Origin of the sequence: Actinomyces sp. oral taxon 849 str. F0330 (assembly GCF_000239715.1) — a bacterium.
Taxonomy (GTDB): domain Bacteria; phylum Actinomycetota; class Actinomycetes; order Actinomycetales; family Actinomycetaceae; genus Actinomyces; species Actinomyces johnsonii.
Map to the genome: position 1 here is coordinate 258,652 of NZ_JH470351.1, position 14,482 is coordinate 273,133.

A 14,482-nucleotide genomic window follows, 5' to 3' on the forward strand; every position below is an offset into this window, starting at 1 on the left:
TCGCCGGAGGCGCCCTCAGCGTCGGCGATGCCGGAACCTGGGCCGATGTGCCGGTCGCCCCTGCCGACGGCACCGCTGCTCGCGCCTCCGGCGAGCCCCGCTGCCACCTCGTGGTCACCGGCATCGGCGATGAGCGCATGCGCGAGCAGGTGCGCCGCGCCTTCGGCCGGATCCTCCTGCGACCCGAGGAGATGGCCCAGGCCCTGGCCTGGATCGGCGCCGACGACGGCCTGGGCGACTGGTTCGGCCAGGAGGAGTGAGGCCGTCCGAGTGCTCAGACGCGCATGGACACGCGCAGACGTACGCAGCCGCACGAGGTGCCCAGCGGACCCGACGCGTTAGGCTATGTCCGTCGCGACTGGCGCCGGGTGGATCACCACCGGGGAGCGGCACGAACACGACTCCGGGGTCGCCCGCCTGGGCCGCGGATCGCCTACCAGTGCGCGCATGGCCGCCTGCCACGGCACAGCGTGCGCCCCACACCCGAGGAGAGACATGACCGCGCAAGCCGTCACCCCGTCCCTGAACCAGCCCCTGGCCGAGCTCGACCCGGACATCGCCGAGGTCCTCACCGGCGAGCTCGCCCGTCAGCGCGAGACCCTGGAGATGATCGCCTCGGAGAACTTCGTTCCCCGGGCCGTCCTGGAGTGTCAGGGCTCGGTCCTGACCAACAAGTACGCCGAGGGCTACCCCGGGCGCCGCTACTACGGCGGCTGCGAGGTCGTTGACGTCGCCGAGTCCCTGGCCATCGAGCGCGCCAAGGCCGTCTTCGACGCCGAGTGGGCCAACGTCCAGCCCCACTCCGGGGCCCAGGCCAACGCCGCCGTCCTCCATGCTCTGGCCACCCCCGGCGACACTCTCCTGGGCCTGTCTCTGGCCCACGGCGGCCACCTCACCCACGGCATGAAGATCAACTTCTCCGGCAAGAACTACAACGCCACCGCTTACGGCGTCGACGAGACCACTATGCGCATCGAGATGGACCAGGTGCGCGAAGCCGCCCTGCGCGAGCGCCCCACGGTCATCATCGCCGGATGGTCGGCCTACCCCCGCCACCTCGACTTCGCCGCCTTCCGCGCCATCGCCGACGAGGTCAGCGCCGCTCTGTGGGTGGACATGGCCCACTTCGCCGGGCTGGTGGCCGCCGGCCTGCACCCCAACCCCGTCCCGCACGCCGACGTCGTGTCCACCACCGTTCACAAGACCCTGGGCGGCCCCCGCTCCGGCATGCTCCTGTCCAGCCGCGCCGAGCAGTGGGGCAAGAAGCTCAACTCGGCCGTCTTCCCCGGCCAGCAGGGCGGCCCCCTCATGCACGTCATCGCCGCCAAGGCCGTGGCCATGAAGATCGCCGGTACTGAGGAGTTCCGCGAGCGTCAGGAGCGCACCGTGCGCGGCGCCGCCATCATCGCCGAGCGCCTGGGGGCCGACGACGTGCGCGCCGCCGGCGTCAGCCTGGTCACCGGAGGCACCGACGTGCACCTGGTGCTGGTGGACCTGCGCGACTCCTCCCTGGACGGCCAGCAGGCCGAGGACCTCCTGCACACCGCCGGCATCACGGTCAACCGCAACGCCGTCCCCTTCGACCCGCGCCCCCCGCGCGTGACCTCCGGTCTGCGCATCGGCACCCCCGCCCTGGCCACCCGCGGCTTCGGTGACGCCGAGTTCACCGAGGTCGCCGACATCATTGCCGCCACCCTCATCCACGGCGCCGCCGGCACCGCCGACGACGAGACCCTGGCCGCCCTGCGCGGTCGCGTGCGCGCCCTGACCGACGCCTTCCCCCTCTACCCGGGGCTGGCCCAGTGAGGGCTCCCTGGAACGGAGCGGCCCGGGTCCTGGACGGCAAGGCCACGGCCGCCGCCCTCAAGGCCGAGCTCAAGGAACGCGTGACGGCGCTGCGCGAGCGCGGCGTCACCCCCGGCCTGGGCACGGTCCTGGTGGGGGAGGACCCCGGCAGCGTCAAGTACGTCGCCGGCAAGCACGCCGACTGCGCCGAGGTCGGTATCCTCTCCATCCGCGAGGACCTGCCGGCCACCGCCACGCAGGCCGAGGTGGAGGCCGCCGTCGACCGCCTCAATGCGGATGACGCCTGCACCGGCTACATCGTCCAGCTCCCGCTGCCGGCGGGTGTGGACACCAACGCGATCCTGGAGCGCGTGGACCCGGACAAGGACGCCGACGGCCTGCACCCCACCAACCTGGGGCGCCTGGTGCTGCGGGCCTCGGGGCCCATCGACTCGCCCCTGCCCTGCACGCCGCGCGGCTGCATCGAGCTCATGGAGCGCCACGGCATCGACCTGGCCGGCCGCAACGTGTGCGTCGTCGGCCGCGGCGTCACGGTGGGCCGCTCTATCGGCCTGCTCCTGGGGCGCAAGGACGTTAACGCCACCGTCGACATCTGCCACACCGGCACTACGGACCTGGCCGACCACGTGCGCCGGGCCGACGTCGTCATCTCCGCGGCCGGCAGCCCCGGCATCATCACCCCGGAAATGGTGGCCCCCGGAGCCGTCGTCCTGGACGTGGGCGTCTCGCGCGTCGTCGACCCGGCCACCGGCAAGGGCCGCATCGCCGGCGACGTCGCCGACGGTGTCGATGAGGTGGCCTCCTGGCTCTCGCCCAACCCCGGTGGCGTGGGGCCCATGACCCGCGCCCTGCTGCTGGCCAACGTGGTCGAGACCGCGGAGCGCTCGCTCTAGAAGCGTCGTCGCTCGCCTGACCGGCCGATTAACCTTGAGGTCATGACGGACGAGTCCCACGGCGCCCATCCCTCCCAGTCCCACCACTCCATCGACCCGGCTGAGTCGGCTGATTCCGCGAATTCCCGGGAATCCGAGTCGACTCAGCCGGATGCGGTTCCGCCGGAACCTCAGGACGCGCCGGACGTGACCGGCTCTCAGGACCCGCAGCCGCAGAAGGCCGGCCTGCGGCGTCGGACCCTGCTCATTGGCGCGGCTGGCTACGGTGCCCTCATCGCAGGAGTAACCTTCCTGGCGCTCTTCTCAAAGTCGCGCTGCTGCAAAGACCCGATCCCCACCTTCATAGACTTTGAGGACTCGCCGGCCTCGGCCGCCTACCGCCCCGCCTACCACTACAGCCCCGCCAAGGGGAACCTCGCCGACCCCAACGGGCTAGTCCTCCACGAGGGCGAGTACCACCTCTTCCACCAGCAGGACGGCACGTGGGGCCACGCCGTCAGTATGGACATGGTGCACTGGAAGCGCCTGGGCACGGCCCTGGAGCACGACTCGCAGGGCCTGGCCATGTCCGGCAGCTGCGTCGTCGACGGCGCCGACACCTCCAGCCTGGTCAAGGGCGGCGGCATGGTGGCCGTCTACACCTCTACCGAGGGCGGCGAGGCCCAGTCCCTGGCCTACTCCACCGATCGGGGCCGCACCTGGCAGCGCTTCTCCGGCAACCCCGTCATCCCCAACGATGGGCGTAAGGACTTCCGCGACCCCAAGGTCTTCTGGCACGAGGACTCCAAGGCATGGGTCATGATCGTCTCGGCCGGAGATCACGTCTCCTTATACCGCTCCACGGACCTCAAGACCTGGACCCACGCCAGCGACTTCGGCCAGGACATCGGCTCGCACGCCGCTGTGTGGGAGTGCCCCGACCTCTTCCCCCTGACCGACACCAGCGATGGTCGCACCCGCTGGGTCATGACCCTCTCGGTGGGCGCCAACGAGGAGACGGCCGGTTCCACCGCCCAGTACTTCATCGGGGACTTCGACGGCTCCGTCTTCTTCCCCGAGGACCGCGAGACCCGTTTCACCGACGCCGGCCAGGACTTCTACGCCGCCCAGAGCTTCGAGCACATCGAGGGCCGCCGCGTGTGGATGGCTTGGTTGGGCAACTGGAACTACCCCTACTCGCTTCCCACTGGCGACTGGCGCGGCGAGATGAGCATCCCGCGCGAGTTGTCCCTAACGACCCTGAACGGTAAGCGCACCCTCGTCCAGAAGCCCGTCCCTGAGCTCGACGCGCTGCGCGGCAAGGCCACCGACCTCAGCGGCCTCACGGCCATCGACACCGCCGGTGGCGCGATGACGGAACTGGGCAAGGGCCGCACGGTCGAGATCGACCTGACCCTGGACATCTCCAAGGCATCTGAGGCCTGGCTGGGCCTGGCCCGAGGAGAGATCGACGGCAAGGTTCAGGAGGTGCGCGTCGGCGTCAACGTCTCGGCCGGAACCCTCTACCTGGACCGCACCGACGGGGGGCTGACGCAGGTTGACGGCAAGGACGAGGGCATCAGGACCGACTTCGCCTTGCGCCGTGAGGTGGCCTACCACCCCACCGGCTCCACGGTGCGCCTGCACCTTTACCTCGACCGCTCTAGTCTCGAGGTCTTCGTCGACGACGGCGCCACGGTCGGCAGCCTTCTGGTCTTCACCGACCCCAGCTGTCAGGAGATCGTCCTGGGCGCCACGGGTACGGCCACCATCACCTCGGGCAGCCTCACCCCGCTGTCGGCCGTCCTGTAGGAGCACCGCGGCAAGACCGGACGACGATAAGACGGGGCCGCCGGAACATCTGCTCCGACGGCCCCGCCATCATCTTTGGGCGATGTTGGGCAGCGGTGCCCTGCCCGCCTCGCCTACTTCAGGCGCTGCGGCCGGGAGTCGCCGCCGTTGGTGCGGGCCCGGTCCGCGGGAATGTCCGCGAAGCCTCCCAACCCGTTGGTGCCGTAGGTGCGGTCCACCGCGGTGGTGTCCCCGGAGATATTGATCTTCACCGTCGGTGCCAGCGAGCCTCCACGCACCGGGTTGCCATCCTTATTGCCGCCGATGGAGTCGATGAAGGACTCCACCAGGCCGCCGGGCATCACGTAGTGCGAGTAGGACTGGAAGGTGTAAGGGCTCTGGTTGAAGTCCGGCGTGTAGGGCTTACCCGGGTTGAAGTTGAGGTTGATCGGGTTGCCCAGCGCGATACCGGTGTTCTGGTTGAGCGGCTTGTAGTCGCTTCGCAGCCCGTCGCCCACGAACCCGTAGACGCCCTCGGGGCCCTGGAGGCCATCGGCGTAGGTCTCCCGGTGCGAGATCGTGAACAGGTAGTACTTGCCGTCCTGGAAGTAGATCTGGGGCCGTTCGGTCTGGTCGTTGACGCAGTTGCCGCTCAGCAGTGGCGGCAGGTACTCCCACTGGGTCATCGCCTTGTTCTTGGCGCGGGCCAGTCCCACGTTGGCCAGCTGGTAGCGGCCGCCGCGCTGGTTGACCGACTCGACCGTCTCCGCCTTGGGATCTCCCTTCTCATAGCCGAGATCCTCCTCGGTGCACGTGGCCAGGGCGGTGTTCTGGCCGGCCTTGGCCGCGGCGTCGACGTACTGCTGCTCGCGTACGAAGGCCGAGTTGCCCTCGAAGACCATGTACTCGGTGGGGTCGGAGGGGTTGTTCTGGTCGCGGAAGGTGAAGGGGTCGCGGAAGTTCACGCCCGGGTTCTGCTCGCGGGTCTGGTAGTACTTGCCGTCCGGGACGAGCAGCTGGTGCTGGGTGCGGAAACCGGTGAGCCACACGCCGTTCTCATCGGCGTAGATGCGTCCTTCGGACTGCACGATCCGCGGGTCGTAGGGCTTGGAGGAGCCGTTGTTGTCCTGGCCGCCGTCGTTATTCCCGCTGCCGCCGGTGGTGCTGTTGTAGAACGCCACCGAGGTGTAGAACATGCGGATCTTGTTGCCCTCCATGAGGCGGGCCGAACCGGACCACTCGGTCTGGGCGGAGAAGCTCTGATCTTCGAAGATAGAGCCGGAGGCGCCGTCGGGGAAGACGTGCCCGCCGTAGATCCAGCCGCCGTTGGAGCTGTTCGCGCCGTCGGCCGAGGAGGTCTGCGTGCCGGCCTTGCGGTAGAAGAAGCCCAGACGCGCGTGGGTGTGGCGGTCGTCGAAGGTGTAGCCGGCATGCCGGTCGGCCACCAGGGAGAAGGCGATCTCCCAGCCGTTGTAGGAGATCTGGTGGGCGGCCTCGTCAGTGAGGGTCCAGGTGTCCCACACCCACACGTCGTCGCTCGTGGCCGGGAAGCCGTTAGAGATCTCCGGCATCGTGTACTGCTCGGGCATCGAGTTCGTGCCCGACGGCGCGTTGGGGTCGGAGACCCGTTGGATCTGCATAGCGTCGGCGCGGGTCCACTTGGCCGTGTAGTTCTCCTCGACCCCGTGGGCCGCACCGGTGTGCTTGGTAGCGTTGGCCCAGCCGGGGTTGTCGGCCTTGAAGCCGTTCGCGTCCTGGGCGGCGGCACCACCAGCGGCCTGCTGGTCGGCCTGCCCCGCCTTCTGGTCGGCCTGGCCGGCTTGATCCGCCTGACCCTGATCGGCCGGGGCCTGCCCCGCCTTCTGGTCGGCGCCCGCCTCGGGGGAGGCCTCGGCGGTAGCGGAAGCGCTGGGTTCGGGGGAGGGGGCCTCATCGGCGATCGCCGTGGTTCCGGTTCCGGCCGCCAGGAGCCCGAGCGCCAGTGCCGCCGCCAGTCGTCTGCGACGGGCGCGGAACGAAGTGTGTGTCACGGTCATTGTCCGTACTGTCCTTACTCATGAGGGAATGAGGATGTCAGTGCGCCGTGAGCTGATGTCGTTCGATCTCCCGATGCATACCTTAGGGGAACCTGGACGTTGGGGGCGGGCCTTTGGGCCGTGTAGCAAATTGTTCGCGCCTCCTACCAAAGACGCATGTCCTGTTCTTCCAGGGATTGTTGAGACTTTCGGTAGTTTTGATGACATACCTCACATGACTTGATGTTTACTGGCCGGTTAGTCTTGAGAACGTTCTCCGTGAGCTGTCCGGTCTCCCATGCCTGTCGGTTCAGGTGGTCGCCCGAGGTCGGGCGGCCCCGTATCTAACGGAGATCCTGTGAGTATTTTTCCCATCCGTCTGCGACGGTTAACCGCACCAACAACCGCTTTCCTGGCTGCGTTCGCCCTGTGCGCGGCCGGCCCGGCGGTGGCCGCTCCGATGTCCAACACGGCGGGGCAGTCCACTACCTCCCTGCGCGACACCTCCACGGTGAGCCCTCAGTCCCTCGCCCAGATGGTCGCCGGTCCGAACGCGACCGTGACCAACGCGTCCGTCTCCGGCAAGGACGTCCAAATCGGCACCGTCAAGGGACTGCCGGGCGACGGCAACGCCATCACCGAGGGCGTCGCCCTGTCCACCGGGTCCCTCATTGACCCCGACCCCACCGCCGACTCCGACACCGACTTCACCCGCTCCGCGGTCCTGGGCCCCAACGACGCCCTCGATACCACCGGTGACTTCGGCGCGATCGAGGACCCGGCGGGTCTGGCGCAACTGGCCGGCTCCACTATCGTCTACGACGAGGCCGTCCTGGAGTTCGACGTCACCGCTACCAGCACCAATGCCGTCCTCTACTACAGCCTCGGCTCCGAGGAACACGCCGGTGCCACCGAGGGCACCCCTGCCTCCTGGCAGTCCCGCGGCTACCAGGACCCGCTGAGCATCCAGATCAACGGCACCGAGTGCGCCTACGTGCCCGGCACCCAGACGCCCGTGAGCGTGGCCACTATCAACGAGTCCTCGAATGCGGCCTACTACACCGCCAACTTCTCGGGCCACAAGCCGGGCCAGATCCCGGTGGAGTTCAACGGCTACACCTCGGCCCTCCCCTGCCAGGTCGCCGTCACCCCGGGGCAGACGGTGCACGTGCGCGTGGCCGTCGCCGACGCCGAGGACGGCCAGCTCGACTCCACCGTCCTCCTGCGCACCCAGGGCCTGGGCTTCACCGACAAGCAGATCACCGACCCCTGCACCGCGAAGACCGGCACCTGCGACATCCCCGGCGCCAACAACGGAACGAACGGGCCGAGCAGCAACGGCTCGACCACTCCTCCCGGTCAGGGCAAGCCGGGCGTCACCGACTACGGCGCCGCCTCGCCCACCGCGGGAGCCAGGAACACCGTTGCCGGTCTTCCCCTGACCGGGACCCAGGCGCTCCTCCTGGGGGTCGTCGCCCTGCTGCTCCTGGCCGGCGGAGGTGTTGCGCTCATGCTGCGCCGTCGTCGACTGGCCGGTTCCGAAGCCGACTGACGCCTCGGATAACGTCCAAGTTCCTCCAAAGGCCTGGTGGGGCGGGTGAAGCTCTCTTCACCCGCCCCACCAGTGTTGGTGGCCGTTGGTGGCTGTCAGTAACTCAGTCCCGGTCCTGGCCGGAGGCTCGGTGCGCCGCGATCTCCTTGGCCGCCATGGCACAGCCCAGGACGCACAACGGCATCGAGGCCAGCCACAGGACGGTGGCGAAGCGGGACAGGAGGGGTATCTGAGCCAGGACGGGGAGGATGGCGGAGAGGATGACGGACATCATCCAGAAGGCGACTCGTCGCCCGCTGTGCGACTTGGAATCGTTATCGGCGTTCATGGCTGCTCCTGTCATCCTGTGATCTCGAACCTGCGGCTCTCCAGGCATCCGGCGCGCAGGTCGGTGACGGTGACGGTGCGCACCGAGGCCCACCGCGGGCCGCGTTTCAGCCACGAGATCAGCCGGGCCACGGCATCGGCCTCGCCCTGGGCCATGACCTCGACGTCGCCGTCGGGCAGGTTGCGGACCTGGCCCACCACACCCAGTTTCTGGGCGGTGTAGGCGCAGTGGTAGCGGAAGCCCACCCCCTGGACGGTACCGTGGACCAGGACGTGGACGGTTCTCACGCTCGCGGAGGCGTCGCTCATGGCTCTATGGTCTCAGGCTCAGCGCCGAGCGGGAACCGGCAGGTCGGCTGCGGGACCGGTTCGGGCCCGACCGCGTAGTCTTGCCGCCATGCGCATCGCCACCGTCAATGTCAACGGCATCCGTGCCGCCGCCCGCAAAGGCATGGGGGACTGGCTCACCGCCTCCGCACCCGACATCCTCCTGCTTCAGGAGGTCCGCGCCGATGAGCAGATCGCGGCCGACCTCCTGCCCGGCTACGAGGCCGCTATCTGGCCGTGCCGCATCAAGGGGCGCGCCGGTGTGGGCGTCGCCGTGCGCGACGGCGGACCGGCCGCCCTCGGGGAGCTGCGTTACGGCGTGGCCGCCCCCGGAACCGAGGAGCCCGACGTCGACTCCGGCCGCTGGCTCGAGGCCGACCTGAAGCTCACCGGGCTCGAGGGCGTCGATCGGCTCACCGTCATTTCCGCTTACCTCCACTCCGGCCAGCTTGGCACCGAGAAGATGGACCAGAAGTACGCCCACCTTAAGCTCGTCGACGCCCGCATGGCCTCCCTGCTGGCCGCCGCCCGCGACGGCGGCCCCCAGGTCCTCATGGCCGGGGACCTCAACGTGGTGCGCTCCGAGCGCGACATCAAGAACTGGAAGCCCAACCACAACAAGATCGCCGGCGTCATGGACGAGGAGATCGCCCACCTGGAGGGCTGGTTCTCCTCCGGCTGGGTGGACGCCTCGCGTCACCTCGTGGGGGACGAGGAGCAGGGGCCCTACACGTGGTGGTCCCAGCGCGGCAAGGCCTTCGACAACAACACCGGCTGGAGGATCGACTACCAGGTCCTCACCCCGGCGCTGGCCGAGCGGGCCCGCGGCGTAGCCGTGGACCGGGCGCCCGACTACGCCTCGCGCTGGTCCGACCACGCCCCTCTCGTCATCGAATATCTCTGAGTACCGCTGAGCGCAAATGGTCGGGGGCCGGGAGCCTGGCTCCCGACCCCCGACGGATCGTCAGTAGCGGATCGCGTCGATCGGCCGGATGCGGGTAGCCACGATCGCCGGGACGATGCCGGCCAGCGCGCCGACGACGGTGGCTGCGATGAGGCCGATGACGGCCGCCAGCATGGGGAAGGGCGGGGTCGTGGTCACTGGGATGCCCAGGACGGCGCCCAGCGGAATGACGCGCATTCCCACGATCGCGATCCCGATGCCGACGATGCCTGCAACCACTGTGGCCACCACAGACTCCAGCATGATGGAGAAGAAGATGCGCCGGCTCGTCGCTCCGAATGATCGTCGCACCCCGATCTCGTGGATGCGTTGGCGCACGGTGACCAGGGAGATGTTGACCAGGCTCAGGGCGCCCAGGAGCATGACGAACACACCGGCGGCCGTGACCACTTTGGTGAAGGTGTCCGCGCTGGAGTTCACGTTGCTGCCCTGGAGGTTGTCCGAGGTCTGGGTCGAACCCTGGCCGAAGCGGGCGTCCAGGTCCTTCTTGGCCAGGCTCGCCATCTCCTTGGCGCCGCCCTTGCCGGCCCAGACCTCCAGGGTGGGGGAGGGGCGATCGGCGTCCTTGGGCAGCCAGTTCTCGTAAGAGGTGTTGAGGGCGAAGGCGTTGACGGGCTGCGTGCACGGCAGGTCCTTGTCCCGCTCAGGGTCCCCGGAGCAGCCGATGAGTTCGAGGTTCTCCGGCTCCAGCACGCCGACGATCGTGAAGGAGGTCTGCACAGGGGAGAAGGAGGTGATGGTGATCGGCCCGGTGAACTCCTTGATGCCCATCTGCTCGAGGAACCCGTGGGTGACGACCAGGCTCGGGGAGAGGTCGTCCTCGTCCTGGGCGCTGAACCAGCGCCCCTGGGCCACGGTCTTGTGGTGCAGAAGCCCGTAGCTCAGGCTCACTGTCTGGGTGGAGACGTTCCGGGCGCCGTCGGGGAAGGAGAAGCGAACATTGGAGGTGTAGGTCGTCGCCCAGGAGGTGATGTCGTAGCGCTCGACGAAGCTGTTCATGGCCCCTGAGATCCTTGCGGAGGTGGCGGCGCTGGACGTGGTGTCCGCGCCCGATCCGCCCGATCCGCCCGCCGAGCCCCCGGAGGAGCCCGAACCCGAGGAGCCCCCACTGTTACCGCCGGCTCCGCCCGCACCGCTGCCGGCGCTCGCATTCGCGCTCGCCTCGGGGGCATCGTCGGCCTGGATGGCCTGACTCAGGCCCTTGCCGGTGGGGGTGACGCTGATCGTCACCGTGCCCTGCCGGCCGGAGTACTTCTCACCCACCTGGTTGATGGCGCTGACGGTTACCTGCCCCAGGGCGATGACGAAAGTCATGGCGGCCACCGCCGCCGCAACGCCGACGAGGGACAGCAGGACCCTCAGCTTGCCGATGCGCAGTTGGGCCCAGGCCTCAACGATGGCGCCGAAGAATCCGGTGAGAATGCCGTTCATGAGGTTCCTTCAAGGCTGGTGGGGGCGGTCGGGTAGGGGGATGCCGGAGGGACGACGACCTCGCCGAACTCCTCCAGGCTGCCGACCTGCTGGCGCGTGACGGAGATCGGGGTGAGGACGCCGTGATCGAGCCGGTACTGGGTGTGGGCGCGGCCGGCCACGGCCAGGTCGTGGGTGATGATGATGAGGGCGGCGCCGTTCTCGGCGCACTGGCGCTCCAAGAGCGTCATCACCGAGTTGCCGGTGTCGACGTCGAGAGCGCCGGTGGGCTCATCGGCCAGGATGACGCTGGGGCGGCGGGACAGGGCCCGGGCGATGGCCACCCGCTGCTGCTCACCGCCCGAGAGGCGCACGATGGGCGAACCCACCTTGTCCCCCAGGCCCACGGCCTCCAGCAGCTCCGCGGCCCGCGTGCTGCGGGTCCAGAAGGCCTTGCCCGCGTCGTACAGGAGCGGAGCGGCCACGTTCTCGGTGGTGCTCAGTCCCGGGATGAGGTTGAAGGACTGGAAGACGAAACCGAAGGTTCTCCCCCGCAGATGGGCGCGGCGGCTCTCCCCGAGACGGGAGGTGTCGGTGCCGGACAGCGTGTAGGAGCCCGACGTCGGCTTGTCGATGAGCCCCAGGATGTTGAGCAGTGTGGACTTACCGGTTCCCGATCGCCCCACGATGGCCACGTGCTCGCCGGGCGAGACGCTCAGGTTGACGCCGGTGAGGATCTCCAGCGGCGCGGAGTCGGGAACGGCGAAGGTGCGGGTGATGCCCTGCAGCTCCAGCAGCCCACTCACAGGATTTCCTTGCCGTTGGAGTCGTAGCAGGCGGACTTGTCCTGTTCGCAGGTGTCCGGTGTGCCGGTGCGCCGCGTGTCCTTGTTGGGCACGAACTGAAGGATCTTCTGGTCCGCCTTGAGCCCGGCGGTCACCTGGATGTTCGTGCCGTCCGTAATCCCCAAGGTCACCGCGGTCTTAACCGCTTTAGAGGCGTCGCCCGACTCGGGGACCAGCCAGACGAAGCCCGAGCCGACCTTGCCCTCTACGGCGGTGACCGGCACCAGGAGGGCGTCGGAGGCACTACCGGCGTCGACGCTCATGGTGGCCGCCATACCGGCGAAGACCTTCTGGTCGCCGGGCACCGAGCAGCGCATCTCCACACTGGTGCCGTCCCCCGAGGTGGTCGTCTTCGAGCCGTCCTCGCCGGTGGTCGTCGAGGTGGTGGTTTTGGTTCCGACCTTCAAGTTGTTGCACTGGAAGGGGGCCGGGCCGCCCTCCAGCGTCAGGGTCGCGGCGGTGGGGGTGTTGGTGAGTCGGTACTGCTGGGCGGCGCTGACGGTGCCGGTAGCCGAGTAGGTCGAGGGCGCGATCGTGGCGACGACAACGCCGACGCCGGTCTCCTGCTGCCTGATGACCTTGGGGGTGACGGTGCCGCTGACGGGCGCGTAGATCGTGGACCAGGTGACCTTGTCGGCGACCGGCGTCTGGGTGACGTTGCCCTCCTCATCGGTTCTGGTCACCGGGCTCTGGGGCTCGGAGTGCTTGATGTAGAGCAGCGGCTCCCCGGCATTGACCTGAGCGTCCTTCTCCACGGCGACGGAGTCCACCACGCCGGCCAGGTCGGCCTGGACTTCGACCGTGGCGTCCTGGACAACGCGGCCCTTGACCTCGACCGTGTTGGAGATGTTGCCAGTGGTGACGGCGACGGTCTTGACGTTGGCGGCGTAGCCGGGGGAGATATCAGCGGTTGCGCTGTTGTTCTGCGAGGGGAAAAAGGCGATCTTCACCAGGGCGACGGCGGCGATCACCGCGATGAGGGTTTTGAGCGCGGGCCAGACGAAGCGCTTCACGGCGTCCTCCATAATGGCAATGGAATCGGAGCCCGGGGCCCGGGTTCCGGTTTAATACGTTCAGAGGCTACGTCAAGGGCGCTTTGCCCAACCTCATCCCTCAGGAGGATCGCTGAAAACCCTCTCCAACCGAGGTTGGAGAGGGCTGAGTACCGTCAGCCGAGTACCGTCAGGTGCGCAAGCGAGCCGGCGGTACCGCTCGGATCAGACGAGCCGGCCGGCAGGGGCGGCGGGAACCGCGTCCAGGAACGCCGGCGGATTGAAACCCTCGCGCTTGTAGGACTCTGCTACGGCAGCGGCCACGTCGTGAACGGCGTCGCCATCCACCAGGGCGATCGCCGAGCCTCCGAAGCCGCCGCCGGTCATGCGCGCCCCATGGGCTCCGGCGGCGCGGGCCGCCTCCACGGCCACATCCAGCTCGGGGCAGGTGCACTCGTAGTCCACGCGCAGCGACTCGTGGGAGGCGTCCATGAGCTCGCCCGCCGCGGCGAGCTTCTCACCGCGCAGGGGGCGCCCGTCCTGGAGGAGCTCCACCAGCTTGCGGGTGCGGTCGATCTCGGTGACGACGTGCCGGGTGCGCTTGACCAGCTCCTCGGCGTCCGCGGCGCCCTGGCCGGTGGCGCTGGCGGCCAGGCGCTCCAGGGCGTCAGGCAGCTCCTCGGCTGAGATGTCCGCCAGGAGCTCGACGCCCAGGATCTGGGCGGCTCGCTCGCAGGCGGCCCGCCTGGCGCCGTACTGGCCATCGTCCAGGGAGTGCTTGGCCTTGGTATCGATCACTAGCAGGGCCAGGCCCTCAGCGGCCAGGTCGAAGGGGACGTGGGCCACCGACCCGTCGCGGCAGTCCAGCTCCAGGGCGTGGCCCTCGCGGCAGCGCAGAGAGGCCGACTGGTCCATCGCCCCCGGTGGGGGCCCCGGCCATCTCGTTCTCCGTGCGCACGCAGTTGTTCACCAGTCGGGCGCGCCCGGCGTCATCGGGCTCCTCGGGCGTGCCCGCCAGTCCCAGGCCGGCGACCTCGTCGATGGCGACGGCCGCCGAGCACTCCAGGGCCGCGGATGAGGACAACCCGCCGCCCAGGGGCACGCAGGAGACGAGAGCGGCGTCGAAACCGGGCAGGTTGTCGAACCCGTCGCGCTCCAGTGCCCAGGCGACGCCGGCGATGTAGGCCGCCCAATGCGCCACCTCGCCGGGGGTCCCCTTGGGGCCGATCGTGTCGAGGTCCATGACATCGACCTTCTCCCGGGTCTGGGGGGAGACCAGGCGCACGATCCGGTCGTCGCGGCGCCGCAGCGCCAGGTGCGCCCGGTGGGGCAGGGCGATGGGCAGGGCCAGGCCGCCGTTGTAATCGGTGTGCTCGCCGATGATGTTGACGCGTCCGGGGGCGTACCACACGCCGTCGGGCTCGGCCTCGAAGACCTCGCGGAACAGGGCGGTTGCCGCCCGGGCGCCCTCCTGAGGGCTCATGGCGGGGGCGAAGACGGGAACATCGTTGGTCATCGTGGTCTCCTGTTGCTGGTTGTTCTGATATGTCGGGTTGGTGGATGGAGGACTGTCGAGGGCGG

11 protein-coding genes, 2 pseudogenes and 1 riboswitch are annotated in these 14,482 nt (G+C 69.0%); of the genes and pseudogenes, 6 read left to right on the forward strand and 7 right to left on the reverse strand.

Annotated elements, in window-relative coordinates; genetic code table 11:
* The 4 genes and pseudogenes from HMPREF0975_RS07015 to HMPREF0975_RS07030 all read left to right on the forward strand — a co-directional run.
* A pseudogene (locus HMPREF0975_RS07015) lies at positions 1–260 on the forward strand (GTP-binding protein); the annotation flags it as partial.
* An 84-nt stretch (positions 261–344) separates the two neighbouring features.
* A riboswitch (ZMP/ZTP riboswitch) is annotated at positions 345–430 on the forward strand.
* A 65-nt stretch (positions 431–495) separates the two neighbouring features.
* Positions 496–1,806, forward strand: a complete 1,311-nt coding sequence (glyA, locus tag HMPREF0975_RS07020; protein ID WP_009233445.1) for a serine hydroxymethyltransferase — start codon at positions 496–498, stop codon at positions 1,804–1,806.
* Complete coding sequence (locus HMPREF0975_RS07025) at positions 1,803–2,699, forward strand: bifunctional methylenetetrahydrofolate dehydrogenase/methenyltetrahydrofolate cyclohydrolase (protein ID WP_009233446.1); 897 nt, start codon at positions 1,803–1,805, stop codon at positions 2,697–2,699. Before glyA ends, HMPREF0975_RS07025 begins: the two co-directional genes overlap by 4 nt.
* Before the next feature lie 42 nt (positions 2,700–2,741).
* Positions 2,742–4,490: a glycoside hydrolase family 32 protein gene (locus tag HMPREF0975_RS07030; protein ID WP_009233447.1), complete on the forward strand. Its 1,749-nt coding sequence runs from the start codon at positions 2,742–2,744 to the stop codon at positions 4,488–4,490.
* Between the two features lie 113 nt (positions 4,491–4,603).
* On the opposite strand, the gene HMPREF0975_RS07035 is transcribed toward HMPREF0975_RS07030, so the two are convergent.
* Positions 4,604–6,505, reverse strand: coding sequence for a glycoside hydrolase family 68 protein (locus HMPREF0975_RS07035; RefSeq protein WP_009233448.1), 1,902 nt, complete (start codon positions 6,503–6,505; stop codon positions 4,604–4,606).
* A 337-nt stretch (positions 6,506–6,842) separates the two neighbouring features.
* On the opposite strand from HMPREF0975_RS07035, the gene HMPREF0975_RS07040 reads away from it, so the two are divergent.
* Positions 6,843–8,036, forward strand: a complete 1,194-nt coding sequence (locus HMPREF0975_RS07040) for a choice-of-anchor L domain-containing protein (RefSeq protein ID WP_009233449.1) — start codon at positions 6,843–6,845, stop codon at positions 8,034–8,036.
* A gap of 103 nt (positions 8,037–8,139) precedes the next feature.
* Here HMPREF0975_RS07040 and HMPREF0975_RS07045 read toward each other — a convergent pair whose 3' ends face one another.
* Both HMPREF0975_RS07045 and yccX read right to left on the reverse strand, forming a co-directional pair.
* Positions 8,140–8,364, reverse strand: coding sequence for a hypothetical protein (locus HMPREF0975_RS07045; protein WP_009233450.1), 225 nt, complete (start codon positions 8,362–8,364; stop codon positions 8,140–8,142).
* A gap of 11 nt (positions 8,365–8,375) precedes the next feature.
* On the reverse strand, positions 8,376–8,672 hold the full coding sequence (gene yccX, locus HMPREF0975_RS07050) for an acylphosphatase (protein ID WP_009233451.1): 297 nt from the start codon (positions 8,670–8,672) through the stop codon (positions 8,376–8,378).
* Positions 8,673–8,760: 88 nt separating this feature from the next.
* Here yccX and HMPREF0975_RS07055 point away from each other — a divergent pair, with 88 nt between their 5' ends.
* Complete coding sequence (locus HMPREF0975_RS07055; RefSeq protein ID WP_009233452.1) at positions 8,761–9,594, forward strand: exodeoxyribonuclease III; 834 nt, start codon at positions 8,761–8,763, stop codon at positions 9,592–9,594.
* A 60-nt stretch (positions 9,595–9,654) separates the two neighbouring features.
* On the opposite strand, the gene HMPREF0975_RS07060 is transcribed toward HMPREF0975_RS07055, so the two are convergent.
* The 4 genes and pseudogenes from HMPREF0975_RS07060 to galK all read right to left on the reverse strand — a co-directional run bounded on the left by HMPREF0975_RS07060 (position 9,655) and on the right by galK (position 14,417).
* Positions 9,655–11,085: an ABC transporter permease gene (locus tag HMPREF0975_RS07060; protein WP_009233453.1), complete on the reverse strand. Its 1,431-nt coding sequence runs from the start codon at positions 11,083–11,085 to the stop codon at positions 9,655–9,657.
* Positions 11,082–11,870, reverse strand: a complete 789-nt coding sequence (locus HMPREF0975_RS07065; RefSeq protein ID WP_009233454.1) for an ABC transporter ATP-binding protein — start codon at positions 11,868–11,870, stop codon at positions 11,082–11,084. The genes HMPREF0975_RS07060 and HMPREF0975_RS07065 overlap by 4 nt, the downstream gene beginning before the upstream one ends.
* Positions 11,867–12,934, reverse strand: coding sequence for an efflux RND transporter periplasmic adaptor subunit (locus HMPREF0975_RS07070; protein ID WP_021610318.1), 1,068 nt, complete (start codon positions 12,932–12,934; stop codon positions 11,867–11,869). The genes HMPREF0975_RS07065 and HMPREF0975_RS07070 overlap by 4 nt, the downstream gene beginning before the upstream one ends.
* 192 nt (positions 12,935–13,126) lie before the next feature.
* Positions 13,127–14,417, reverse strand: a pseudogene (gene galK / locus HMPREF0975_RS07075) (galactokinase).
* Positions 14,418–14,482 lie beyond the last annotated feature (65 nt).